The sequence below is a fragment of the Ensifer sp. 4252 genome, from assembly GCF_050434565.1.
In the GTDB taxonomy this organism is placed as follows: domain Bacteria; phylum Pseudomonadota; class Alphaproteobacteria; order Rhizobiales; family Rhizobiaceae; genus Ensifer.
In genome coordinates this window covers 14,973-38,054 of record NZ_JBNDIU010000015.1, presented here as the reverse complement: position 1 = coordinate 38,054, position 23,082 = coordinate 14,973, and the positions used below count along the sequence as shown (strand labels likewise).

24 protein-coding genes are annotated in these 23,082 nt (G+C 62.1%); 13 read left to right on the top strand and 11 right to left on the bottom strand.

Annotated features, from left to right (window positions below; all coding sequences use genetic code 11):
- Nucleotides 1–151 precede the first annotated feature (151 nt).
- The 6 genes from ABIE33_RS23670 to ABIE33_RS23645 all read right to left on the bottom strand — a co-directional run bounded on the left by ABIE33_RS23670 (nt 152) and on the right by ABIE33_RS23645 (nt 6,312).
- Complete coding sequence (locus ABIE33_RS23670; RefSeq protein ID WP_429130230.1) at nt 152–1,585, bottom strand: aldehyde dehydrogenase family protein; 1,434 nt, start codon at nt 1,583–1,585, stop codon at nt 152–154.
- Between the two features lie 15 nt (nt 1,586–1,600).
- Entirely contained in the window at nt 1,601–2,335 is a 735-nt protein-coding gene (locus ABIE33_RS23665) for an MBL fold metallo-hydrolase (RefSeq protein ID WP_429130228.1), read from the bottom strand.
- Nucleotides 2,336–2,339: 4 nt separating this feature from the next.
- Nucleotides 2,340–3,440: an ABC transporter ATP-binding protein gene (locus tag ABIE33_RS23660; RefSeq protein ID WP_429130226.1), complete on the bottom strand. Its 1,101-nt coding sequence runs from the start codon at nt 3,438–3,440 to the stop codon at nt 2,340–2,342.
- Nucleotides 3,437–4,228 carry an ABC transporter permease gene (locus tag ABIE33_RS23655; protein WP_429130224.1) on the bottom strand — a complete coding sequence of 264 codons (792 nt, stop codon included), beginning with the start codon at nt 4,226–4,228 and terminating at the stop codon, nt 3,437–3,439. The genes ABIE33_RS23660 and ABIE33_RS23655 overlap by 4 nt, the downstream gene beginning before the upstream one ends.
- Nucleotides 4,228–5,091: an ABC transporter permease gene (locus tag ABIE33_RS23650; protein WP_429130222.1), complete on the bottom strand. Its 864-nt coding sequence runs from the start codon at nt 5,089–5,091 to the stop codon at nt 4,228–4,230. The genes ABIE33_RS23655 and ABIE33_RS23650 overlap by 1 nt, the downstream gene beginning before the upstream one ends.
- A 123-nt stretch (nt 5,092–5,214) precedes the next feature.
- Nucleotides 5,215–6,312, bottom strand: coding sequence for an ABC transporter substrate-binding protein (locus ABIE33_RS23645; protein WP_429130221.1), 1,098 nt, complete (start codon nt 6,310–6,312; stop codon nt 5,215–5,217).
- 114 nt (nt 6,313–6,426) lie between these two features.
- Between ABIE33_RS23645 and ABIE33_RS23640 the strand changes: the two genes are divergently transcribed.
- Together ABIE33_RS23640 and ABIE33_RS23635 are read left to right on the top strand one after the other, a co-directional pair.
- Complete coding sequence (locus ABIE33_RS23640; RefSeq protein WP_429130219.1) at nt 6,427–7,044, top strand: TetR/AcrR family transcriptional regulator; 618 nt, start codon at nt 6,427–6,429, stop codon at nt 7,042–7,044.
- A gap of 46 nt (nt 7,045–7,090) precedes the next feature.
- Nucleotides 7,091–7,483 carry a nuclear transport factor 2 family protein gene (locus ABIE33_RS23635; protein WP_429130217.1) on the top strand — a complete coding sequence of 131 codons (393 nt, stop codon included), beginning with the start codon at nt 7,091–7,093 and terminating at the stop codon, nt 7,481–7,483.
- 16 nt (nt 7,484–7,499) lie between these two features.
- On the opposite strand, the gene ABIE33_RS23630 is transcribed toward ABIE33_RS23635, so the two are convergent.
- The 4 genes from ABIE33_RS23630 to ABIE33_RS23615 form a co-directional block, all read right to left on the bottom strand.
- The gene (locus ABIE33_RS23630) at nt 7,500–7,649 is read right to left on the bottom strand and encodes a hypothetical protein (RefSeq protein ID WP_429130215.1); all 150 of its coding nucleotides are present in this window, start codon (nt 7,647–7,649) and stop codon (nt 7,500–7,502) included.
- A 133-nt stretch (nt 7,650–7,782) separates the two neighbouring features.
- Complete coding sequence (locus tag ABIE33_RS23625) at nt 7,783–8,697, bottom strand: transglutaminase-like domain-containing protein (protein ID WP_429130214.1); 915 nt, start codon at nt 8,695–8,697, stop codon at nt 7,783–7,785.
- 388 nt (nt 8,698–9,085) lie between these two features.
- Nucleotides 9,086–10,399: an NAD(P)/FAD-dependent oxidoreductase gene (locus tag ABIE33_RS23620; RefSeq protein WP_429130213.1), complete on the bottom strand. Its 1,314-nt coding sequence runs from the start codon at nt 10,397–10,399 to the stop codon at nt 9,086–9,088.
- Entirely contained in the window at nt 10,396–11,763 is a 1,368-nt protein-coding gene (locus ABIE33_RS23615; protein WP_429130211.1) for a glutamine synthetase family protein, read from the bottom strand. The genes ABIE33_RS23620 and ABIE33_RS23615 overlap by 4 nt, the downstream gene beginning before the upstream one ends.
- 122 nt (nt 11,764–11,885) lie before the next feature.
- Here ABIE33_RS23615 and ABIE33_RS23610 point away from each other — a divergent pair, with 122 nt between their 5' ends.
- From ABIE33_RS23610 to ABIE33_RS23600, 3 genes are all read left to right on the top strand, one after another.
- Complete coding sequence (locus ABIE33_RS23610) at nt 11,886–12,578, top strand: GntR family transcriptional regulator (RefSeq protein WP_429130209.1); 693 nt, start codon at nt 11,886–11,888, stop codon at nt 12,576–12,578.
- A 194-nt stretch (nt 12,579–12,772) separates the two neighbouring features.
- Nucleotides 12,773–13,459 (top strand): helix-turn-helix domain-containing protein, encoded by a 687-nt coding sequence (locus ABIE33_RS23605; RefSeq protein ID WP_429130208.1) that lies wholly within the window; start codon nt 12,773–12,775, stop codon nt 13,457–13,459.
- A 171-nt stretch (nt 13,460–13,630) separates the two neighbouring features.
- Nucleotides 13,631–14,734: a M24 family metallopeptidase gene (locus ABIE33_RS23600; protein WP_429130207.1), complete on the top strand. Its 1,104-nt coding sequence runs from the start codon at nt 13,631–13,633 to the stop codon at nt 14,732–14,734.
- A gap of 167 nt (nt 14,735–14,901) precedes the next feature.
- Here ABIE33_RS23600 and ABIE33_RS23595 read toward each other — a convergent pair whose 3' ends face one another.
- On the bottom strand, nt 14,902–15,156 hold the full coding sequence (locus ABIE33_RS23595) for a hypothetical protein (protein ID WP_429130205.1): 255 nt from the start codon (nt 15,154–15,156) through the stop codon (nt 14,902–14,904).
- Between the two features lie 147 nt (nt 15,157–15,303).
- Here ABIE33_RS23595 and ABIE33_RS23590 point away from each other — a divergent pair, with 147 nt between their 5' ends.
- The 8 genes from ABIE33_RS23590 (at nt 15,304) to ABIE33_RS23555 (ending at nt 23,071) form a co-directional block, all read left to right on the top strand.
- Nucleotides 15,304–16,020: a FadR/GntR family transcriptional regulator gene (locus ABIE33_RS23590; protein ID WP_429130203.1), complete on the top strand. Its 717-nt coding sequence runs from the start codon at nt 15,304–15,306 to the stop codon at nt 16,018–16,020.
- Nucleotides 16,017–17,189 (top strand): PLP-dependent transferase, encoded by a 1,173-nt coding sequence (locus tag ABIE33_RS23585; RefSeq protein ID WP_429130202.1) that lies wholly within the window; start codon nt 16,017–16,019, stop codon nt 17,187–17,189. Before ABIE33_RS23590 ends, ABIE33_RS23585 begins: the two co-directional genes overlap by 4 nt.
- A gap of 91 nt (nt 17,190–17,280) precedes the next feature.
- Complete coding sequence (locus ABIE33_RS23580) at nt 17,281–18,540, top strand: ABC transporter substrate-binding protein (protein WP_429130201.1); 1,260 nt, start codon at nt 17,281–17,283, stop codon at nt 18,538–18,540.
- 100 nt (nt 18,541–18,640) lie between these two features.
- Complete coding sequence (locus tag ABIE33_RS23575; protein WP_429130199.1) at nt 18,641–19,573, top strand: carbohydrate ABC transporter permease; 933 nt, start codon at nt 18,641–18,643, stop codon at nt 19,571–19,573.
- Nucleotides 19,574–19,578: 5 nt separating this feature from the next.
- Nucleotides 19,579–20,412, top strand: coding sequence for a carbohydrate ABC transporter permease (locus ABIE33_RS23570; protein ID WP_429130197.1), 834 nt, complete (start codon nt 19,579–19,581; stop codon nt 20,410–20,412).
- A gap of 10 nt (nt 20,413–20,422) precedes the next feature.
- Nucleotides 20,423–21,490 (top strand): ABC transporter ATP-binding protein, encoded by a 1,068-nt coding sequence (locus ABIE33_RS23565; protein ID WP_429130195.1) that lies wholly within the window; start codon nt 20,423–20,425, stop codon nt 21,488–21,490.
- Between the two features lie 211 nt (nt 21,491–21,701).
- Entirely contained in the window at nt 21,702–22,088 is a 387-nt protein-coding gene (locus ABIE33_RS23560; RefSeq protein WP_429130193.1) for a c-type cytochrome, read from the top strand.
- 140 nt (nt 22,089–22,228) lie between these two features.
- Complete coding sequence (locus ABIE33_RS23555; RefSeq protein ID WP_429130377.1) at nt 22,229–23,071, top strand: cytochrome c oxidase subunit II; 843 nt, start codon at nt 22,229–22,231, stop codon at nt 23,069–23,071.
- Nucleotides 23,072–23,082: the final 11 nt, after the last annotated feature.

The window sequence follows — 23,082 nt, the reverse complement described above, 5'->3', positions numbered from 1 at the left end:
ATCACGGCGCCCTTGACAAGGCAGCTAGCAGAAGACCGGCACCGGCGACAGTCGCAATAAATCGCCCGATGCAACAAATACGGCCGCCACGCAGGAGCACGGGCGGCCGCCAGATTGTTCTATCGCACCTCGCGCGCGATGCTTCGCGTCGTCAGGCCGCGTCGGGAATGTGCACCGTTTTGACCTCGAGGAAATCCTCGAGCCCGAACATGCCGCCTTCACGGCCATTGCCGGACTGCTTGTAGCCGCCGAAGGGACTGCCGTAACGATGCGGCCCGCCATTGATGTGAACCATGCCGGCGCGCAGGCGCGACGCCACCCGTTCGGCCCGCTTGGGGTCGCCGGTCTGCACATAGGCGGCAAGGCCGTAATTGGTGTCGTTGGCGATCGCGATCGCTTCCTCCTCGGTATCGAAGGGGATGATCGTCAGCACCGGTCCGAACACCTCCTCGCGGGCGATGCGCATGGTATTGTTGACGTCGGCAAAAATGGTCGGCTTGACGAAATAACCGGTCTCGAAGCCCTTGGGCTTGCCGGCACCGCCGACGACAAGACGCGCGCCCTCGGCGATACCCGCCTCGATCAGCGCCTGCACGCGGCCGAACTGGACGTCGCTGACCAGCGGGCCGATGTGGCTGCCCTCCTTGGTCGGATCGCCAACAGCCGCCCCGCCACCGACGCGGCCGGCGATCTCGACGACCTTGTCGTAGACGCTGCGCTCGACCAGCATGCGGGTCGGCGCATCACAGGACTGGCCGGAATTGTTGAAGCATTCGAGCACGCTTCCGGTCACCCGGTCTTCGAGGTCGGCATCGGCAAAGACGATGTTCGGCGACTTGCCGCCGAGTTCGAGCGTCACCCGTTTGACCGTTTCGGCCGCATCCTTGCTGACCGCGATGCCGGCGCGGGTCGAACCGGTGAACGACATCATGTCGATATCCCGGTGCTTCGACAGCGCCGCACCTGCGTTGAGACCATCGCCGTTGACCAGGTTGAAGACGCCGGCGGGGAAACCGGCCTCATCGATCATCTCGGCATAAAGCATGGCGTTGAGCGGGGTGAATTCGCTCGGCTTCAAGACGCAGGTCGAGCCGGTCGCAAGGACCGGAACGACCTTGAGCGCGATCTGGTTGACCGGCCAGTTCCAAGGGGTGATCAGGCCGCAGACGCCGATCGGCTCGCGCAGGATCACGTCGCCGTTTGGCAACGTGTCGCGCGTCTTCAGTCGCTTCAGCGCATCGATGAAGCCCTGCAGATGGCCGACACCGACATCGGCCTGCTGTTCGCGCGTCATCGTCGTCGGGGCGCCGAGCTCCATGGTGATGGTCGCGACCATCTCGTCGTAGCGGCGCCTGTAGATCGCCAGCAGCTTTTCGAGCAGTGCCAGCCGCTCGTCGACGCTGGTGCGGCTGAAGGTGGCAAAGGCCTTCTTCGCCGCGGCGACCGCACGATCGATGTCTGCCGCCGTGCCCATCGAAATCACCGCGACCGGCTTCTCGGTTGCCGGGTTCAGCACCTCGAGATCGTTAGGCGTGATCGGATCGACCCATTGGCCATCAATATAAAACTTCCTCTTGTCGAGCATGCGCTCCTCCTTCCGTCAGATTGTCTTTTCTTTCTCCGCGAGCCAGTCCTTGATGAGCGCGCGATAGCGCTCGCCGGAAAAGCTCGGAAAATGTCCGCCGTGGACGATACGCGCCGGAATGCGCAGCAACCGTTCCATCGACGCCAGATAGTCGTCGGCATTGGCATGGTAGGTATCCTCGATCAACGGCCCGTCGTAGAGGATATCGCCGGAAAAGAGCACGCCGGTCCTCTCCTCCCAGAGAGCGATGCCACCTGGCGAATGCCCGGGCGTGTGGATCACCTCGAAGACGCGATCGCCGAGATCGATATGGTCACCATCGGCAAGAACGATCGTCGCCGGCGCAGCCTTCACCGCATAGGTGGTCGAGGCATAGGGCTCGGGTGGCAGCGCGTCGAAGATCTCGTCGGCAACATAGGGGTCGGCAAGCGTGTTGATGCGCGTCGGATGCGCCAGCAGCTCGGCTTCCGCCGCATGCACCGCCCGGCAATCGAATTCGTGATGGCAGCCGATATGGTCGAAATGCGTGTGGCTGGCAACGGCGGTCAACTTGCGCTCGGTGACCAGCGGCACCCACTCGCGCAGGGACACCACGCCCATACCGCTATCGACAAGCATGTCACGATCGCGTCCGCGCACGTGCCACATGTTGCAGCGGTAGAACTCCTGGATGAAGGGTTCGCAGATGTAGGTGACATCGTCGTCGAGACGCTTCACCGCATACCAGTCTTTCGGAGCAATTCGCCGCATGTTGCTACAGGGTTCCGCTTGCCGCCGGCAAGGCTACGACGTCGGCAGCCCGTACGGCAAGGGGGACGATCTCGCCATCGCGCACGTCGGAGGATTGCGGCAGGTGCGCCACCAGCGCATCTCCGTCAGTCGCGCAAGGCTTGAGGTGGCAGCGGTAGTGCGTGCCGAAAAACGCACTGCCGGCGACCCGCGCGTCACCCAAAGTGAACATCGGATCATCCGCTTTGTCCGCGCCACGAAAATGCTCCGGCCGGATGGTGAGCGTGATTGCGTCGCCGGCCTTCGGCGCTGCGGCGGTAAAGTTGGCCGCGGGTAGCGCCAGGCTGCCGAGCGACGTTTCCACCTCCGCCGAGGCGGCGTCGGCGGCACGGACACGGCCGGGGACGAAATTGACCTCACCCATGAAGCCCGCCGAAAACAGCGACCGCGGCCGCATGTAGATCTGCGACGGCGGACCGAAATCCTCGATCCGACCCTGGTTCATGACGACGATCCGGTCGGCGATCGCCATTGCCTCCTCCTGGTCATGGGTCACATGCACAAAGGTGGTGCCGACCCGCTTCTGGATCGCCTTCAACTCATCCTGCATCTGGCGACGCAGCTTCAGGTCCAGCGCGCCGAGCGGTTCGTCGAGCAGCAGCACTTCAGGATCGACGGCAAGGGCGCGGGCAAGAGCCACGCGCTGGCGCTGGCCACCGGAAAGTTCGTGCGGCCGCTTGCCGGCAGAATGTTTGAGACCGACGAGATCAAGAAATCCGAGCGCCTTTTCGTCTCGCTCCGCCTTGCCGAGGCCGCGCATCCGGAGCCCGAAGCCGACATTGTCGACGAGCCGCATGTGCGGGAACAGCGCATAGTCCTGAAACATCGTCGTGGTCGGGCGTTTCGCCGGCGTGACGAAGGTCATGTCCCGATCGCCGATCACCACCCGCCCGGAGCTTGGCGACAGGAACCCGCCGAGAATGGAAAGAAGCGTGGTCTTGCCGCAACCCGAGGGCCCAAGCAGCACGATGAACTCCCCCGCCCGGATATCGAGCGAAACATTGTCCAGCGCCGTGAAGTGGCCGAAGGTCTTGCTGACGTTTTCGGTCGAGACGGGAGCGGTCATTGTTTCTTTGTCCTTCCGAACAGGGAAAACTCCAGGATCAGCAGCAGCGCCACCGAGGCGAGAAAGACCAGCGAGCCGATGGCATTGGTCTTGGGATTGAGGCCGGAGCGCAGCATGCTCCAGATCTCGACGGGCAAGGTCACGTCGAAGCGCGACAGCAGGAAGGCGATGATGAACTCGTCCCAGCTGAAGGTCACCGACAGGAAGAAGGCGGCGAGGATCGAAGGCATCAGCATCGGCGCGGTCACCAGCGCCATCACCTTGAAATCACTGGCGCCGAGATCGCGCGCCGCCCGCTCGATGTTGATCTGGTGGTCGCCCATCGAGGCATAGATGATGGCAAAGCAGAGCGGCAGGTTGATCACCACGTGCCCGATACCCACAGTCAAAAGCGACAGCGGCATATGCAGCGCATTGAGAAGCGCCAGCAATCCGAGCGCGATGATCAGATAGCTGACCGTCATCGGCGCGATCAGCAGACCCCTTTGCAAGGCCGAGCCCGGCAGCCTGTAGCGCGCCAGCGAATAGGCAGCGAGAAAGCCGAGCACGCAGGAGACCACGGACGAGAAGATGGCGACCAGCATCGAATTGCCGAGTGCTGCCATCAGCTTGCGGTCGACGAACACCGCCTCGTACCACTGGGTGGAAAAGCCATTGAACGGTGGTACCGGCAGACGCCCGTCTTGGAATGAGAACAGCACGAGCACCGCAACCGGAAGGAAGATGAAGGCGTAGACGATGGCGAGGTAGGCCCAAGACACGCCGCCAATGACAACTCTGCGCAACATCACGCCCTCTCGATCTTCAGCCAACGGGCGCACAGCACATAGGCGACGGTGATGGCCAGCATGAGAATGATCGACAGCGCCGCCGCCATCGGAAAATCGGCGCGCCGGCCCAGCTGCAGCATGATGATCTGCGGCAGTACCAACTCGTTGTTGCCGCCGAGAATCTGCGGCGTGACGTAGTCGCCGATGCAAAGCACGAAGGTGAGGAACGCGCCGGTCATGATACCGGGCAATGTCAGCGGCAACACCACATGCCAGAAGGTCTGGAAGGCGTTGGCGCCAAGGTCGGCGGCCGCGCGGCGGTAGTTCGGCGAGAGCTGGATCAGGTTCGAATAGATGGTCAGCGTCAAAAGCATGACGAAGAAGTGCACGAAACCGATCACTGTTGCCGTTCGCGTGCTGGCGATCTCCAGCGGCTCGGCGATCAGCCCCAGGCCCGTCAGCATCTGGTTGATGACGCCGTTCTTCGACAGCACGAGCAGCCAGGAATAGGAGCGGACGACATAGGAGGTCCAGAACGGCAGGATTGCCAGGATCAGCGCCAGGCGCTGAAACCGCTTCGGCACGCGCTCGGCGATGATCCAGGCAAGCGGATAGGCAAGCAGCACCGAAAGGACCGTGACGATGGCCGTGATTTCGAGCGAATTGACCAGACCCTGCAACAGGGCGTTCTCGGAGAAGAAGCGAGAATAGTTGTCGAGGTTCCAGACGCGGACGATCTCCCGCCCTTCGCGCTTCCAGAGGCTCATCGCCGCCATGAAAAGGAAAGGAACGACGAAGAAGGCGAGCGTCCACAAAAGCGCAGGGGCAGCAAAGCCCCAGGCTTTCCGGCGGTCAGCATCTTCGAGAGTTGTCGCAGTCATCAAAACTCCAGAGTTGAGCGCCCGGACAAGGTGCTGGACGCAGTTCACCGTCCCACCGACAGTTGGGGCGGCGATCGGCTAAAGGATCGGCGAACGCGGCGTGCGTTCGCCAGGTCCCGGCAGTTACTGCTGCAGCATTTCCGTCCAGGCATCCTGGAACTGCTGATCCAGCTCGGTCGACGGGATTGGATAGAGCTGCGTCTTCTTCAGGTATTCGGCCTGTTCGTTGAAACGCAGCGCCGCCTTCTGCGGGTCGGTCAGATGCTCGCCCGCCTTGCTGTTTGCCGGCATCGCCCAGTAGCAGGAGGATGTCGCAAGCCGCGCCTGACCCTCGGGGCTGACGATGTACTGCACGAATTTCAGCGCCAGATCCTGCTTGGTCGAATCCTTCATCACGCCGATCGACTGCGCCCAGCGCACCGCACCCTGCTCCGGGATCGTCCAGTCGAGGTTGGGCTTGTCGGCGGAAAGCACCGCGGTGATCCACTCGCCGCCGCCCACCAGAATATCGACCTCGCCTGTTGCCAGCGCCGTCTGTGAAGAGACGACGTCGCTGACCTGCTTGGAAACCGCCCGCATTGCCGCCAGCTTTTCCTTGATTGCCGGCATGTCCGCCTCGGTCAGATCAGCGGTCTTCTTGCCGAGGCCGAGACCGACGAGGCCGATCATCGGCAGGTAGTAATCATAGAGCGCGATGCGCCCCTTGTACTTGTCCGACCAGATCACCGAGAGATCCTGCATATCCTTCGGGTCGACCTTGGACTTGTCGTAGGAAATGGTGTTGTAGCCGAACTTTTCCGTGACGGCATAGGTTTTGCCGTCCTTGGTGTTGTTGGCCTCCATCCGCACCTCCGGGAAGATGTCGGCCGTCGGCAAAGCGTCGGCCGGCATTTCGGCGAGCAGGTCCAGATCGATGGCGCGATGCACGTCGACGCCGTCGATGACAAGCACGTCCCAGTCGCCCGGACGGGACTGATCGAGGATCGAAAGCGCGGCACCTGTGCCTTCATAGACCTTCAGGTTGACCTTGACGTCGTTGGCCTTTTCGAACGGCTCGACCAGGGCGGGATCCGTGTGATCGCACCAGACGAGCGCGTTGAGTTCTTCGGTGGCAAAAGCCGGCGCCGGAACCGAGACGAGCGAGGCACTAACCATCGCGCCTGCGGCGACCGAGGAGAAAAATCGGCGCAGGTGCGCGCCGTCATGAACTGACTGCATCATGCTGTTGCCCTCTTGTTTTGACACTCGTTTCGGCGTCTTCAAAAAAAGATTGAATGAATTCATTTTTTAAGTCAATCTCAATTTTGAGGACATTCAGAATTCAAGGACATGCATATGACAGGGCTGCGCGCACGGCAGAAAGCCGACCGGAACAGACGTATCCTGGACGCCGCTGCTTTGTTGTTTCGAGAGGTCGGCTACGACAGCGCCCGCATCGAGGATATCGCCGAACGGGCCGAAGTGTCGGTCGGCACCTTCTACAATTACTATGAAAACAAGGGCGACATCCTGGTCGCCACGGTTTCCATGGAGGTCGAGGAAGTTCTCACCGCCGGTCGCACCATCGTCGACAATCCGCCTTCCTCCGTCGAAGGCGCGCTGGAGGCCCTGATCGGCCAATATTACGATCACTCGCTCGTCTATCTCAGCAAGGAGATGTGGCGCACGGCGATGGCGATCTCGATCCAGCAGCCGGAGAGCCCATTCAGCAAGCGCTATACCGAACTCGACCGCCGGCTTTGCGATCAGGTCTCGACGCTCATCCACAAGCTGCAGGTGAAAGGGCTTGTTGCCCCCGGCACCGACGTTCGCGCCGTCGGCGAGATGCTGTTCAACAATCTCAACATGATGTTCATCGAATTCGCAAAGCACGAGGCGATGCCGCTCGATGAGCTCAAGGCGCGCGTTACCAGACAGAACCGGCCGCTCGCAACACTGATCGCGGCGCCATGATCCAAGCCGGACAATGAAGCCAACCCTGACAATGAAGAGCGTATTGATGCAAGACTTGGAACAGTCGGTGCTTGCCGCCGCCGATCGGCTCGTCGCAGCCTTTGCCCGCCATGATGCCGCGGCTTACTTTTCGGCCTTTTCGCCGAACGCAACCTTCATCTTCCACAATCTCGATCGCCCCTTGCGCAGCCGGGCCGAATACGAGGCGGAATGGGCATTATGGGAAACCCGCGACAACTTTCGTGTCCACGCCTGCCAGTCCAGCGACCGGCATGTGCAAGTGATTGGCAACGTTGCCGTCTTCACGCACGGCGTTCAGACCGAACTCGAGATCGGCGGTGAAGCACTGACGTCACGGGAGAGAGAAACGATCGTGTTTGAACGGGATGGGACCGGAGCCTGGCTGGCGGTCCACGAGCATCTGTCGCGCACCGGTTAACAGCGCCTGAGAACGTTCAGAGGGCGCCGATGACGAGAGCGGAAACGAAGCAGAAGGCAGCGACAAAAGCGATCGCATGCGGAAACAGGGCGATGGGCGAGCGGCGCGGCGGGGCTGCCGCGTAAAACGCATATCGGGACTGGATTGTCGGCTTCGCAGCGTTCATCGCGTCTCTCCGTCGTTCAGGCCGGAAACAGGACCGGCAATAGCCATGTTCTCCGATATTCTCGATTGAGTTTATAGATATTAATTTCTCCATTCCACCCCAAAAGTAAAAAATCGTCCGGCGGGCGGCACCTTCAGTGGCGATTGCGGTCGCGCTCCTGCACATGTCTCGACCAGTTTTCGCTGAACCATGGCGTCAGCAACGATACATTGGCATCGCGGTGCGAGCGGGTGAGACCGCCGTCGGCTTCGACGCAGGTCCACACCGTAAACCCCGTCAGCTCGTGTTTCCCAAAGGTCTGGATCAGTGGGATGTCAGCAGCATCGCGACCCCGGGCAACGGCGATGCGCCCCGCCCGGCGCGCATTGTTCTTGGCGTCGAACGTGTACCAGCGATCGCCGAGAAAAACCTCGAACCAGGCATTGAAATCCATCGGCGCAACCCTGTGCTCGGTTTCAAGGTCAGCCATGTAGCCGTTGACGTACCGCGCCGGCATGTTCATGCACCGGCATAAAGCGATGGCAAGGTGCGCATAGTCCCGGCTGACGCCGAGGCGATCCTCGTGGGCTTCGAGCGCCGTGCGCATCGCCTGGGCGTAGCCGTAGCTGAACACCAGGCGTTCATGTACGTAGTCGCAGATCGCCTGCACGCGCGGCCAGCCGGGCGCCGCCTCCCCGAAGAGCCTCCAGGCAAGCGCGCCCAGCCGATCGGTCTCGCAATAGCGGCTGGCGGCCAGATAGGGCAGCGTGTTCGGCGGAAGCCTTTCGACGGACACAGCCTGCGCCAGCGGATCGGAAACATCAGGCCGACCGTCGTCTTCGATGACGGCATCATAACTGAGCTTGAAATCCCCTTCAGGCGCGATCATGCGCAGGCAGGCATTGCGGTGCGGGTCGACAATCTCCTCCATCTTGACGATTGGTGAGGTCACGGGGCCGCGCTCGCGCCGGATGTCGGGGCGTTTCTCTGCGACGACGGAAAGGTAAGTCATCATCGGCGTCGGCTGGGGGCAGCGGATGCCGATCTCATAGCCAAAGCGTACGAACATCTCCAACCTCCCTCGCTCGGCAGGAATGTTTTGCGAACCCTTTTTGTTCCCTCATATGAGGACGAAATCAGTGCTGAAGACGCACACAGGAAGCAACTGAAATTGAGACGCACCGCAGCCGTGACCAGAGCGCGAAATGTGAATGGCGACGGCCGGCAAAGACACTTCATGGGACAGCGCAAGCCTCTCCTTCGGCGAAGCTGGCAGAGCCTTTCATTCCCGCTTTTCCTACGCGATTTTATGCCCGAATTCCGCCGGCAACAACCGAATTCCCTCGCACCGACAAGCCGAGGAGAGCCTCCAGAGAGACGGATGCGCGCACGCGTCTGGACGACAGGAAGCGATCCCTGCCGCCTTTTGTCCCAGACAAAGAAAACCTGAAGACGCTTTACCAGCCAACGGCATCCTTGAACGAATACCACCAGGAGCCGATCGTCGAATACTGCGCGCGGAACATTCGCCCGCCCGGGAACGGGTACCAGGGCAGCTTCTCGAACATGTCGAAGCGTGTTGCGTCGCCGTCGATCGCCTCGGCAAGCGTGCGTCCGAAGAGGTGGGATCCGGTCACGCCATGGCCGCTATAGCCGTGCGCGAAATAGGTGTTCGCACCGATGCGGCCCATCTGCGGCACGCGGGTAAAGGAGAGCGCGAAGTTGCCGCTCCAGGCATAGTCGATCTTCACGCCTTTAAGTTTCGGGAACACCTTTTCCAGATTGGGTTTGAGCTTGGCCACGACGTCGGCCGGGTCGGTGCCGCCATAGACGGTGCCGCCGCCGAAGATCATGCGCTTGTCCGCCGATAGCCTGAAGTAATCGAGGATGTAGCGCACGTCCTCGACGCACATGTCGCTTGGAATGAGCGAATGGGCGAGCTCCTCGCCGAGCGGCGCCGTGGTGATCATCTGGGTCGAAACCGGCATGACGCGCGAGACGAGCTTCGGCACCGCATCGCCGAGATAGGCGTTACCGCAGAGAACGACGGTCCGCGCCGACACTTGGCCGTCGGCGGTATAGACCGTCGGTCGCGCCGCCTCATGGTCGACCCGCGTGACCGGCGACTGTTCGTAGATCGTGCCGCCAAGGCTTTCGAGCGCACGCGCTTCGCCGAGCACCAGATTGAGCGGATGCATGTGCCCGCCCGTCGTATCCAGCATGCCGCCGCAATAGGCGTCGGAATTCACCAGCTTTCGGAGCGAGTCGCGGTCGAGAAGCTGGTGGTCGTCCATGCCGTATTTGCGCCAGAGCGCCTGCTTGGCTTCCAGTTCCTTCATATGAACAGGCGTATAGGCCGCATAGATGTTGCCCGGCTTCAAGTCACAGTCGATCTGATACTGGCTGACGAGCCGCCGGATGATCTTGCCGCCCTCCTGCACCAGGCCGCCGACGAAGCTTGCCGCATCCTCGCCGTAGCGGCGCTGGATGGTGGCAAGGCTGGCATTCAAGCCGTTGACCACCTGGCCGCCATTGCGGCCCGATGCACCCCAGCCGACCTGGGCGCCTTCGACGACGACGACCTTGTAGCCTTTCTCGGCGAGGTGGATTGCCGTCGACAGGCCGGAATAGCCGGCGCCGACGACGCAGATATCGGTCTCGACGCGGCCTTTGAGCGAAACCGGCGTGCGGATGATGTTGCGGGAGGCGGCGTAGTAGCTGGTGGGATAGCTGCCGTCGCCGGCATAGGATTTGTGGTTTGTCGTCATCATACGATTTCCAGATAGGCGCTGAACTCATAGTCCGTGACCTGCTCGGCAAAACCGGCGATCTCCTGCCGCTTGCAGGCGATCAGCATCGAGCGAAGGGTCGGATCGAAGATCTCGGCGGCAATCGGCCCTGCCTCGAAGGCATCGACCGCCTGCCCCCAATCGGCGGGAATTTTGGGCAGTTTCTCCGCCGCATAGGCTCGGCCCGTCACCGGCGCTGAGGGTTTCCATTTGTTGCGAATGCCGACGAGTGCTGCCCCGAGGATCGCGGCGATGACGAGATAGGGGTTGGCGTCGGCACCGGCAACACGGTGCTCGATGCGGCGTGCCGCCGGATTGCCGCCGGGAATGCGGATCGCCGACGTCCGGTTCTCGTAACCCCAGCACACCGCCGTCGGCGCATGTGTATCCGGCCGCAGCCGGCGATAGGAATTGAAATGCGGCGCAAACAGCAGTGTCGTTTCCGGCATGCCGCGCAGCAGGCCCGCAACGGCGTTCTTCAGGACCGCCGACCCCTCATCGCTGCCGTCGTTGAAGACGTTGTTGCCGTCGGCGTCGAGCAGGCTGAAGTGAATGTGCATGCCGTTGCCCGAGCGGGTGCCGTAGGGCTTGGCCATGAAGGTCGCCGCCAGTCCGTGCTTGCGGGCGACCCCCTTGACGATGCGCTTGAAGAAGATCGCGTCGTCGGCGGCCTTCAAGGGATCGTCGGTGTGCAGCAGGTTGATCTCGAACTGGCCGATGCCGTTCTCGGCGATCGCCGCATCCGCCGGCACGTTCTGCCGGGCACATTCCTTGTAGACGTCGGAAAAGAATTCGCCGAAATCGTCGAGTTCGTCGATCGACAGGATCGCATCGGAATCAAGCCTTTTGCCGGTATAGGGCGAGATCGGCGGCACCGCGCTGTCGGGCTCAGGATCGATCAGATAGAATTCCATTTCAGTCGCGACCACCGGGCGCAACCCCAGCTCCTCGTATTCGCGCACGATCGCCGCCAGCGCCTGGCGCGGATCGGCGAGGAACGGCTTGCCGTCCTCGAGCAGCAGCCACAGCGGCACCAGAGCGCTCGGCCGCGAGGTCCAGTTGACCGGCAGCGCCCCGCGCCCCGTAACGGCGCAGATACCGTCCCTGTCGCCGCTCGCAAACACCTGCTCGCTGTTGATGATGTCTTCTCCCCAGACGTCGACACCGACGATCGACAGCGGCATGCGGATGCCGCCGCCCAGCACCTTGGAGGCCTGCTCCACCGGCACCCGCTTGCCGCGCATGATGCCGTTCAGGTCGCAGACCACGGCCTGGATGCTTTCGATAGGGCCGTTCTGCTCCAGCCAGGCCTTGAAGGCGCTCGGGTCTTCCGCGTCGAGGGACATATCGCAAATCTCATTTTGTGATCACATTATCAGAAAGTTGACATAATTTAGAAGTTGGAGTCAACCTCGACGGATGCTATCAGCCCGCGACCATTCCCGCGTGGCAGAAGGAGCCTGCTGATTTGAAGACCCCATCGCTGCCTCTTCTCGAACGTCCGGAAGGCATGACCACGCATGACTATGCCTTTGCCAGGCTTCGCCAGGCGATCATGGTCGGCAGCTTCCGCCCGGGCACCTCGGTGACGATCCGGGGGCTTGCCGAGGCACTGGAAAGCAGCCCGACGCCGGTTCGCGAGGCCCTGCGGCAGCTCACCTCCATCGGCGCCCTGCAATTCCTCGAAAACCGCCGCATCGTTGTGCCGCGCATCACGCCGGCCCGCTTCGAGGAGCTGATATCGCTTCGCATCGCGCTCGAGAGCCATGCCGCCCGCCGGGCCGTCGCCCATCTTTCCGAACGCCAGATCGAACGGATCTCGGCGATCGACGACAGCATCGAGGACGAAATCCGCCGTGGCGACCAGGCGGCGGCGCTGATTGCCAACCAGGCCTTCCACCGGACGATCTACACCGCCAATCCGGACCAGATCGTCATGCCGCTGATCGAAAGCGTCTGGCTGCAGCTGGGTCCGATCCTCGGCATCGCCATGGAACATGTGAGCGAACTCTATGTCGTCGACCGCCATCGCGAGGCGATCGAAGCCCTGCGCCGCCGCGACGAGGATGCCGTTGCCGATGCCATTGCGGCCGACATCCGCGAGGGTATCGGCGGTTTCGACCAGCAGGCCGTTGCACGCCTGCTGAAGCTTGCAGCCTGACGGCCAACCACCATCACTATCGCGAAATTTTAGTCTGACTAAAATTTTCGTTGACAAGCCGCGATCGCCACAGCAAAGTTCAGAAAATACAAGCGCATAGCCCTGAAATCCTTGGCGATTTCTAGGCGCGTATGCTTGCACCCGCGCAGGAGATCGTCCCCGAGGGATGATGTGGGTTGAGAGGGGATTTCACGGTGGATTCGCAGTCTCGGCCAAACGATCCGGCATCGGAACTTCCCTCGCTCGGCGATCGGCTGCGTGAGCGGCGTAAAGCCCTGAAGCTGACGCTCAAGGAAGTTGCCGATCGGGCCGATTTCTCCGTCGGCTTCATCTCCCAGATCGAGCGCGGCATCACCGTGCCGTCGCTGACGTCGCTGGTCGCGGTCTGTCGGGTACTGAAGGTCGAGGTCGGAACGTTCCTGAATTCGCCGAGGGTGGCCTCGCCGTTTACCCGCCATGATCAGCGCCGCGCCTATGCGCTGGCCGGCTCGCCCGACAGCAACATCTCCTACGAACGCCTGTCGGCTTCCTTTCCCGGCAGTGTTCTGCGCAGCACCGTGGTGCACACGCCGCCCGGCCACCGCAGCGAAGCCATGACCCACGAGGGCGAGGAGATGTTCTTCATCCTCCAGGGCTCCCTGACGATCGAGATCGACGGCGAACAGACGGTGCTGGAAACAGGCGATTCCGCCCACTTCCTGTCGGGTCTGACCCACCTCACCTGGAACCACACCACCGAACCGACCGTCATTCTGCACACCTGCACGATGGATGTCTTCGGCGACGCCCAGGCAACGGAAACGCCGGAAGGTGCATTCGCGGTAACACGCGCCGAGGACCGTCGCAGCGCTGCTGCGAACCCTGGCAAGGGCAGCGGATAGCCTCTTGTCGGTTGCGCAAACGCTTTGTCGATTGCACCCTCAGACCAGCAGTCTTTCGTCCGGGCGCATTAGCCCGGCGACCGCCGCGCGTCGATCGACGCCCGAACACGAGACCGACGCGCGGCCCCTCACCTCACCCACAACCCTGCCGGAACCAGAACTGGAAACGCCATGAAAGAACAGACGAAAGCGCGCCTCGCAGCCCTGCGGGCCAAGATGAATGAGACCGGCAGCGGGCTGGTTGCACTCGCCCCCGGATCTCACATGGATTGGCTGATCGGCTATCATCCGCATCCCGACGAACGCCCCTGCCTGCTGCTGATCGGCCCGGAGAAGGAAGCCTTCCTGATGCCGGCGCTCAATGCCGAAGGCACCCGCGAGCATACGGATATCGACTTCTACAACTGGTCCGACGCCGAAGGTGCCGTGGAGGCTTTGACGTTGGCGCTTGCCGGCCTCGGCGCGGAAAAACCGGGCCGCGTGGTGATCGACGAGACCATGCGCGCCGATTTCGCGCTGCTGCTGCTCGACAATCTACCCGATGACACCGCCCGCGATTTCACGCCGGAAACGCTCGGCGCCCTGCGCATGCGCAAGGATCGGAGCGAATACGACCTCCTGAAGATGAATGCCGGTATTGCCGATCGCGCCATGCAGGCGGCCTTCTCCAAGATCCGCCCGGGCATGACCGAGAAGGAACTGGCCGCAGAAATCCGCTCGCACTTCTCTTCCGAAGGTGCAGCACCGGCCTTCTGGATCGTTGGCGCCGGCGGCAACGGCGCTTTCCCGCACCACTCCGCCAGCGAACGGGTGATTGCCGAAGGCGATGCGGTCGTCATCGACATCGGCGGCCGCAAGCAGGGCTTCCCGAGCGACATCACCCGCATGGCGATCGTCGGCCGCGCACCGGAAGGTTATGGCCAGATCCACACGATCGTCGAAAGGGCCGTTCAGGCGGCGCTCAAGGCGGCTCGCCCCGGCGTTCTCGCCAAGGACGTTGACGATGCGGCACGCAAGGTGATCGCGGATGCCGGCTACGGCGAATATTTCGTCCACCGCACCGGTCACGGCATGGGCATCGACGGCCACGAGCCGCCTTACATCACCGCAACGTCGGAAACGGTGCTGGAGGCAGGCATGGTCTTCTCGATCGAACCCGGTATCTATCTGCCGGGTCGCTTCGGCATCCGGCTCGAGGATATCGTCATCCTTCGCGAGGACGGACCGGAAGTGCTGTCGTCACTGCCGCGCGACGCCCATATCGCGCAAATCTGACGTGACTTTCAGGTGGCGCCTTCGGGCGCCACTTCTCTTTGTCCCGGCCGCTCGCGGCCGCTACTCATGTATCCTTAAATCGTAGCCGATTTAAGGATAAAAACATGCAGAAATTCAAAGTGCTACAGCGACCTTTGCGCGTCTGACAAGACGCACGGCGTTGTAGACTATTGCGCGTAAGACTTCTTGCGGCTGTCAGATTTGCCGCCGGTCGGCCTGTTCTGCGGCCTTTGCTGATAGGCCGGTTCCCGCCTCCACTCCGGCGGCCAGATCCAGAGATAGCTGCCATAGGGCGCACGCTGGATGCCCTGGTAATACTCGCCCTTGCTCGTGCGCATCTGCGCCTCGGCACTGCTCGTAGCAGTGCCTGCTGCGATTGCGATCGCCGCCAGTGCCACGAGCAGACGTCCTGTTTTCTTCATCTTCGAACTCCTTGCTGCGCCATATCACTCCGCGCACGGCGGCCGGTCAACCGGCGCTCGCGTTTATAAGTTGCCGCTTGACCGCCACCCAAGCCTTGGCCATATTGATCAGATGTCAGACCAATTTAGCGCCGAGGGGGAGGCTGAATGACTGAACAAGCAAGAGCAGCCCTTCGGCCACTGCCACCCGCCGATCGGGCGCAGCAGGTCATTGCCGCGCTCGCGGACTACATCCAGCAATCCGACCTGAAACCCGGCGACCGACTGCCGGCGGAGCGCGAATTGATGACGGCACTGGCCGTCGGGCGCTCGACCGTCAGGGAAGTCATTCGCCATTTCCAGGCGCTCGGCGTCGTCGAGGCGCGCAAGGGCAGCGGCACCTATCTGCTGCGCGCCATCTCGGCCGCCACCGTCCATATGCCGCTGACGCTCGATACCGGCCACCTGCGCGATATTCTCCTGATGACGCTCGAAGTCCGCCGCGGCATCGAAGTCGAGGCCGGCATGGTCGCCGCACGCCGCCGCACCGAACACGACCTCGTAACGATCGAAGAAAAGCTGAACGAAATGGAACGCGTGCACCTGTCGAAGGGCACGTCCGGGCCGGAAGATCTCGCCTTTCATCTGGCGATCTATGACGCGACCCACAATCCGCTGTTTCGGCAGCTGCTGGAGCAGATGCGCGGGGCCTTTGAGCGCTTCTGGGAAAAGCCCTTCAACCGGCCGGACTTTGCCCGCCGCTCCTTTCCGTTCCACCGCACGCTCTTCAACGCGATTGCCACACAGGATCCGGAAGCTGCGCGTGACGAAACACTGAAAATCCTCGCGATCGTCGAGGAAGACATCAAGGAAATGTCCAAATGAACAACGGCCTCGATCCGTTCGACCACGCCTCGCTGATCGTCGCGCATGACGAAGGCAATGCCTTCGATGCCGTCGTGCCTCCGATCGTCCAGACCTCGCTGTTCACCTTTAGGGATTATGACGACATGGTCGCGTCCTACAAGGGCGAGCGTGTGCGGCCGATCTATACCCGCGGCCTCAACCCGACGGTCCGGATGTTCGAGGAGATGCTGGCGAAACTCGAAGGCGCCGAAGACGCGATCGGCTTTGCCAGTGGCATGTCGGCGATCTCCTCGACCGTGCTTTCCTTCGTCGAGCCAGGAGACCGCATCGTCGCGGTCAACCATGTCTATCCCGACGCATTCCGGCTCTTCGGCACGCATCTGAAGCGGATGAAGATCGAAGTAACCTATGTCGACGGCCGCGACGAGGAAGCGGTCGCCAAGGCCCTGCCGGGCGCCAAGCTCTTCTACATGGAAAGCCCGACGAGCTGGGTGATGGACACCCATGACGTGGCCTCGCTTGCCCGCCTCGCCAAGGATCAGGGCATCATCACCACCATCGACAACAGCTGGGCGAGCCCGATTTTCCAGCAGCCGCTGTCGCTCGGCGTCGATCTCGTCATCCATTCGGCGTCGAAGTATCTCGGCGGCCACAGCGACGTGGTCGCCGGCGTGGTCGCCGGTTCCAAGGAACTGATCGGCCGTATACGCTCGGAAGCCTATCCCTATCTCGGCGGCAAGCTTTCGCCCTTCGACGCCTGGCTGTTGATCCGCGGCCTTCGCACCCTGCCGATCCGCATGAAGGCACACGAGCGCTCGGCGCTGACGGTGGCGCAGCGCCTGCAGTCCCATCCGCTGGTCGAAACCGTCTGCCACCCGGGCCTTGGCAACACCCTGCCGCCGGGCCTTTCCGGCACATCGGGCCTTTTCTCTTTCATCTTCCGCGACGGCGTCGATATCAGGCGCTTCGCCGATCATCTCGAACTGTTCAAGCTCGGCGTTTCCTGGGGCGGGCACGAAAGTCTCATCGTGCCGGGCGAAGTCGTCCTGTCGCAGAAAGCCCAGCCCAATTCCGCGGCCGCCTTCGGCATCTCACCGCGGTCGGTACGGCTCCATGTCGGCCTGGAGGGAACGGAGGCCCTCTGGAGCGATCTTGAAGCGGCGATGTCAGCCGCTTCAGCAGGCTGACGGGAGCGGGATGAGGAAAGCACAAGCGGCTTTCCGCCAGCATCCTGCTCTTCGAATGTGGATCAACCATCAAAAAACAAAGGGAACAAAAATGAGCAAACTGATTACCGCCACTCTGCTTGCCACCCTGATGGCAGGAAGCGCGCTGGCCGACACCAAGCTGAAGCTCGTCGAGGTCATTACCAGCCCCGAGCGCACCGAAACCCTGAAGTCGATCGTCGCCAAGTTCGAGGCGGCAAACCCGGGCACCACCGTCGAGATCATCTCGCTGCCCTGGGGCGAAGCCTTCCAGAAGTTCGCGACCATGGTTTCGGCCGGCGAACTGCCCGACGTCATGGAAATGCCGGACACCTGGCTTTCGCTCTATGCCAACAACGGCATGCTCGAAAGCCTCGAGCCCTATCTCGAGAAGTGGGAGCACACGCCGGGTCTGACCGAGCGCACGCTCGAGCTCGGCCGCGACATCAAGAACACCGCCTATATGCTGCCCTACGGCTTCTATCTGCGCGCCATGTTCTACAACAAGAAGCTCTTGTCTGAAGCCGGCGTCAGCGAGCCGCCGAAGACCATGGACGATTTCGTCAAGGCATCGGAAGCCGTCTCCAAGCTGCCGGGCAAATCCGGCTACTGCCTGCGCGGTGGTCCGGGCGGCCTCAACGGCTGGGTGATGTTCGGCGCGACCATGGCCGGCAGCAACACCTTCTTCAACGAGGACGGCACCTCGACCATGAACAGCGAAGGCTGGGTCAAGGGCCTCACCTGGGTGATCGACCTCTACAAGAACGGGCTGGCTCCGAAGGACAGCGTCAACTGGGGCTTCAACGAAATCGTCGCCGGTTTCTATAGCGGCACCTGCGCCTTCCTCGACCAGGACCCGGACGCGTTGATCGCTATTGCCGAACGGATGAAATCGGAAGACTTCGGCGTCACCACCATGCCGAAGGGCCCGAGCGGCAAGGCCTTCACCACCATCGGCTTTGCCGGCTGGTCGATGCTGTCGGCGAGCCAGAACAAGGACCTCTCCTGGAAGCTGATCGAAACGCTCGAAGGGCCGGAAGGCAACATCGAGTGGAACAAGCGCACCGGTGCACTGCCGGTCCACAAGGCGGCCGAAAAGGATCCCTTCTACGCAAGCCCGCAGTTCAAGGGCTGGTTCGACGAGCTTGCCGACAAGGACGTCGTTTTGACTGTCATGCCGACCTACCTCGAAGAATTCGCCTTCTTCAAGGATTCATTGGCGATCAAGACGACACAGGAAGCCCTGCTCGGCGACATCACGCCGACGGACCTCGCCAACCAGTGGGCCGACTATCTCACCAAGGCGCAGCAGAAGCACCTCGCCAAGAAATGAGCCTTTGACCGGCGGCGGACTGACTGCCGCCGGTCGCCCAATGTCTTGAGAACAGGGCAAGCCGAGAAAACCGGCGGCCGCACAGGGGAAATTTCGACCGATGGCCTATGCCGCCCGCCATGACGGCCTGCCTGCACGCCGGCCGCTGATGAAGCGTATCGCCGATCACGCCGCACCCTATCTCTATAGCGCGCCGGCGCTGATCCTGATCGTCACCGTAATGCTGGTGCCGCTGGCGCTGGGCATCTCCTACGCCTTCCGCGATATCCAGCTGCTCAATCCGTTCTCCGGCGCCTTCATCGGCCTCGATCATTTCCGGGCCCTGTCGCAGGACCAGGCCTTCTACCGAGCGCTGCGCAACACGCTGTGGTGGACAGGCGCCTCGGTCTTCCTGCAGTTCCTGCTGGGTCTCATCCTCGCGCTGCTGCTCGACAAGCCGTTCTATGGTCGCGGCCTCGCGCAGGCGCTCGTCTTCCTGCCCTGGGCGGTGCCGAGCTTCCTTGCCGGCCTCAACTGGTCGTGGCTGTTCAATCCGGTCGTCGGACCACTGCCGCATTGGTTTTACGCGCTCGGCATCATGAGCGAGCCCTCCAACATTCTGTCCGATCCGCAACTGGCGATGTGGGGGCCGATCATTGCCAATGTCTGGTGGGGAATTCCGTTCTTCGCCATCACCCTGCTCGCCGCCCTCCAGGCGATCCCACGCGATCTCTACGAGGCCGCCAGCATCGATGGCGCCGGCCCAGTGCAGCGGTTCCTGTCGATCACCCTGCCCTTCCTCGCGCCGACGATCGCCATCACCATTCTCTTGCGCACTGTCTGGATCTCGAACTTCGCCGACCTGATCATCGTCATGACCAATGGCGGACCGGCCGATCGTACCCAGATCGTCGCCAGCTACATCTTCACCCAGGCCTTCAAGCGGCTCGACTTCGGCTACGCCTCGGCGATTGCGCTGGTGCTTCTGGCGCTGCTGCTCGCCTATTCCATGCTGATCGTCATCCTGCGCCAATGGCTGCTGAGCAAGGATTGAGACCGATGCGCGCCAAACCTATCCTTCTCGTGACCGCGCATCGGCTGGCGATCCTCGCCTATATCGCCTTCGCGCTCTTCCCGCTCTATTGGCTGTTGAAAGTGGCCGTGACGCCGAACGAACTGCTCTATTCCGAAGGCATTCGCCTCTGGCCATCGCGCGCCAGTCTCGAGCATTTCGATTTCGTGCTGCGCCACAGCGCCTTCCCGGTATTCTTCCGCAACAGCCTGATCGTCTCGGGCTCGACGGCCGTCATCGTCACCGTCCTCGCCTCGCTTTCCGGCTACGCCCTGTCGCGGTTCAATTTCCGCGGCAAGTACTGGTTGGTGGCGCTGATGCTGCTGACGCAGATGTTCCCGCTCGTCATGCTGGTCGCGCCGATCTTCAAGATCCTGTCGCCGCTTGGCCTCACCAACAGCCTGACCGGCCTCGTCATCGTCTACACCGCCTTCAACGTGCCGTTTGCCACCTTCCTGATGCAGTCCTTCTTCGACGGCATTCCGAAGGATTTGGAGGAAGCCGCGATGATCGATGGCGCCACCCAGTTCGTCGCCTTCCGCCAGATCATCCTGCCGCTGACGCTGCCGGGCATTGCCGCGACGCTCGGCTTCGTCTTCACCGCCGCCTGGAGCGAGCTTCTGTTCTCACTGATGCTGATCTCCGGCAACGACCAGGCGACTTTCCCTGTCGGACTGCTGTCCTTCGTGTCGAAATTCTCGGTCGACTTCGGTCAGATGATGGCCGCCGGCGTGCTGGCTCTGATCCCGGCCTGCCTCTTCTTCCTGCTCATTCAACGCTATCTCGTCCAGGGCCTTACGGCCGGCGCGGTCAAAGGCTGAGGATTGTTTCATGGCTTCCATCGATATCGCCAACATCCGCAAATCCTACGGCATCCATCCGGTCCTGCACGACGTCGACCTGAAGATCGGCGACGGCGAATTCGTGGTGTTGGTCGGCCCCTCCGGCTGCGGCAAGTCCACCCTGCTGCGGATGATCGCCGGCCTTGAAAGCGTCACATCAGGCGAAATCCGCATCGCCGGCAAACGCGTTAACGAGCTGGCGCCCAAGGACCGCGACATCGCCATGGTGTTCCAGTCCTATGCGCTCTATCCGCACATGTCGGTCGCCAAGAACATGAGCTACAGCCTGAGGCTCAGGAAGACGGCCAAGGAAAAGATCGCCAGCATTGTCTCCGGCGCTGCCGCCAAGCTCGGGCTTGATCCGCTCTTGGAACGCCGCCCCCGCGCCCTTTCCGGGGGCCAGCGCCAGCGCGTCGCCATGGGGCGCGCGATCGTGCGCGAACCTAAGGCCTTCCTCTTCGACGAGCCGCTGTCGAACCTCGACGCGCGGCTGCGCGAACAGATGCGGGCTGAAATCAAGAAGCTGCACAAGGATCTGGGCGCCACCTCAATCTACGTCACCCACGACCAGATCGAAGCCATGACGCTTGCCGACCGGATCGTCGCCATGAACGGCGGTTTCGTGCAGCAGGTCGGCAGCCCGCTCGATCTCTACGATCGCCCCGCAAACCTCTTCGTTGCCGGCTTCATCGGTTCGCCCGGCATGAACTTCTTCGAAGGCACCTACAGAAACGGCGCGGTGCCACGCTTCGAGACTGAGGGTGGCGTGACCATTCCAGCGCAAGTGCATGCCGAACTGACTGACGGTGCCAACGCAACGCTCGGCATTCGGCCCGAACATGTCGAGATCGGCACCACGGCGCCGGATTCGCTGAAGGCAACCGTCGACCTGGTCGAGCCGACCGGCTTCGGCATCATCCTGCATCTGTCCTTCGGCAAGGCGAGCTTCAAGGCCTTCACCAACGACCGCACTTTCCTCAAGGCAGCCGGCGAGATCCCGGTACGACTGCCGCCGGAGCGTCTGCACTTCTTCGACGCCGCCGGCAATCGGGTCTGATTGCCGGGGCGCCAGTGGCGGTTAACAACTGACGCGGCGCAGGCGGTATCGCCCAAGACCGGAGATTGACATCTCCCGGACGAGGCGTACGGTCATCCCGTCGCAAGTATCAACCGCCCGTGGCGCCCAATTGAGAGAAGCAAGTACCGCCAGTACGACGAATTGACGATAGCCTTCCTTGCCCCGCGCCCGGCGATATTGAGGAAGTGTCATGCGAAATTTTGTTGTCGCCCTTGCCTTTTCGACAACGCTGCTCTGTCCCGTCGTCGCCCTTTCGCAAGAGGGCGATGCGGGGGCCGGCGCGACCGTCTTCAAGAAATGCGCGATCTGTCATGTCGCCGACAGCGATACCAACAAGGTCGGCCCGTCGCTCAACCACGTGCTGGGCAGAACCGCCGGCACGCATCCCGACTTCAAGTATTCACCGGCGATGGTCGATGCCGGCAAGGGCGGACTTGTCTGGGACGAGGCAACATTGCGCGACTATCTCCACAATCCGAAGGCGAAGGTGAAAGGCACCAAGATGGTCTTTCCCGGCCTGAAGGACGAGGCCGATATCGCCAACCTGCTCGCCTATCTCAAGCAATATTCGCAGTAGACGAAACGGTTTGGGGCGCCGACAGGCACACAAGCGAACGGTCAATTGCGAGTGTTTTCCGTTCGTGCAATAATTGCATTTAGAACTCTACGGATTGCGTATTCATGCCCACAGCCGCAAGCGGCGAGGAGGGACAAGAAATGGCCGTGGTGGTTATTCTGGTTTTGCTGGCCGCCGGATCGGTGTTGTTCCATTTGTTGAGCCCGTGGTGGTGGACGCCGATCGCGTCCAACTGGAACTACATAGACAATACACTCATCATCACCTTCTGGATCACCGGCGTCGTCTTCGTCGCCGTCGTCCTGTTCATGGCCTACTGCGTCCTGCGTTTTCGGCATCGCCCGGGAAACCGGGCAGCCTATGAACCGGAAAACAAGAAGCTCGAAAGCTGGCTCGCCGCAGGCACGACGCTGGGCGTCGCCGCCATGCTGACGCCGGGCCTGTTCGTCTGGCACCAGTTCGTCACCGTGCCCGACGGCGCCAGCGAGGTCGAAATCATCGGCCAGCAATGGTTGTGGAGCTACCGCCTGCCCGGCGTCGACGGCAAGCTCGGCACCTCCGAGACACGCGACATCTCGCCGGAAAATTCGCTTGGCCTCAACCGCGACGACACGGCCGCCCTCGATGACGTCGTCATTGAAGGCGGCGAACTGCACCTCGAGATCGGCAAGCCGGTCAAGGTGCTACTGCGCTCCGTCGACGTGCTGCATGATTTCTACGTGCCCGAGTTCCGCGCCAAGATGGACATGGTGCCCGGCATGGTCACCTATTTCTGGATGACCCCCACCCGCACCGGCACGTTCGAGGTGCTCTGCGCGGAGCTCTGCGGCGTTGGCCACCCGCAGATGCGCGGCACCGTCGTCGTCGACAGTGAGGCCGACTACCAGACCTGGCTCGCAAGCCAGCAGACCTTTTCACAGTTGATGGCAGCAGCGCAGACGAAGGAAACGGCACAGGCAGAAAATGCCGCCCCGGCGCGGTAGGAGGCGCCCCG

Bases quoted from the DNA above. Each gene is read 5' to 3' on its own strand.
- ABIE33_RS23595 (WP_429130205.1), bottom strand. From the start codon at position 15,156: ATGAAGAAAACAGGACGTCTGCTCGTGGCACTGGCGGCGATCGCAATC.
- ABIE33_RS23580 (WP_429130201.1), top strand. From the start codon at position 17,281: ATGAGCAAACTGATTACCGCCACTCTGCTTGCCACCCTGATGGCAGGA.
- ABIE33_RS23600 (WP_429130207.1), top strand. From the start codon at position 13,631: ATGAAAGAACAGACGAAAGCGCGCCTCGCAGCCCTGCGGGCCAAGATG.
- ABIE33_RS23620 (WP_429130213.1), bottom strand. From the start codon at position 10,399: ATGATGACGACAAACCACAAATCCTATGCCGGCGACGGCAGCTATCCC.
- ABIE33_RS23640 (WP_429130219.1), top strand. From the start codon at position 6,427: ATGACAGGGCTGCGCGCACGGCAGAAAGCCGACCGGAACAGACGTATC.
- ABIE33_RS23625 (WP_429130214.1), bottom strand. From the start codon at position 8,697: ATGTTCGTACGCTTTGGCTATGAGATCGGCATCCGCTGCCCCCAGCCG.
- ABIE33_RS23630 (WP_429130215.1), bottom strand. From the start codon at position 7,649: ATGAACGCTGCGAAGCCGACAATCCAGTCCCGATATGCGTTTTACGCG.
- ABIE33_RS23555 (WP_429130377.1), top strand. From the start codon at position 22,229: ATGGCCGTGGTGGTTATTCTGGTTTTGCTGGCCGCCGGATCGGTGTTG.
- ABIE33_RS23575 (WP_429130199.1), top strand. From the start codon at position 18,641: ATGGCCTATGCCGCCCGCCATGACGGCCTGCCTGCACGCCGGCCGCTG.
- ABIE33_RS23645 (WP_429130221.1), bottom strand. From the start codon at position 6,312: ATGATGCAGTCAGTTCATGACGGCGCGCACCTGCGCCGATTTTTCTCC.
- ABIE33_RS23665 (WP_429130228.1), bottom strand. From the start codon at position 2,335: ATGCGGCGAATTGCTCCGAAAGACTGGTATGCGGTGAAGCGTCTCGAC.
- ABIE33_RS23655 (WP_429130224.1), bottom strand. From the start codon at position 4,228: ATGTTGCGCAGAGTTGTCATTGGCGGCGTGTCTTGGGCCTACCTCGCC.
- ABIE33_RS23635 (WP_429130217.1), top strand. From the start codon at position 7,091: ATGCAAGACTTGGAACAGTCGGTGCTTGCCGCCGCCGATCGGCTCGTC.
- ABIE33_RS23650 (WP_429130222.1), bottom strand. From the start codon at position 5,091: ATGACTGCGACAACTCTCGAAGATGCTGACCGCCGGAAAGCCTGGGGC.
- ABIE33_RS23615 (WP_429130211.1), bottom strand. From the start codon at position 11,763: ATGTCCCTCGACGCGGAAGACCCGAGCGCCTTCAAGGCCTGGCTGGAG.
- ABIE33_RS23585 (WP_429130202.1), top strand. From the start codon at position 16,017: ATGAACAACGGCCTCGATCCGTTCGACCACGCCTCGCTGATCGTCGCG.
- ABIE33_RS23560 (WP_429130193.1), top strand. From the start codon at position 21,702: ATGCGAAATTTTGTTGTCGCCCTTGCCTTTTCGACAACGCTGCTCTGT.
- ABIE33_RS23660 (WP_429130226.1), bottom strand. From the start codon at position 3,440: ATGACCGCTCCCGTCTCGACCGAAAACGTCAGCAAGACCTTCGGCCAC.
- ABIE33_RS23670 (WP_429130230.1), bottom strand. From the start codon at position 1,585: ATGCTCGACAAGAGGAAGTTTTATATTGATGGCCAATGGGTCGATCCG.
- ABIE33_RS23565 (WP_429130195.1), top strand. From the start codon at position 20,423: ATGGCTTCCATCGATATCGCCAACATCCGCAAATCCTACGGCATCCAT.
- ABIE33_RS23570 (WP_429130197.1), top strand. From the start codon at position 19,579: ATGCGCGCCAAACCTATCCTTCTCGTGACCGCGCATCGGCTGGCGATC.
- ABIE33_RS23590 (WP_429130203.1), top strand. From the start codon at position 15,304: ATGACTGAACAAGCAAGAGCAGCCCTTCGGCCACTGCCACCCGCCGAT.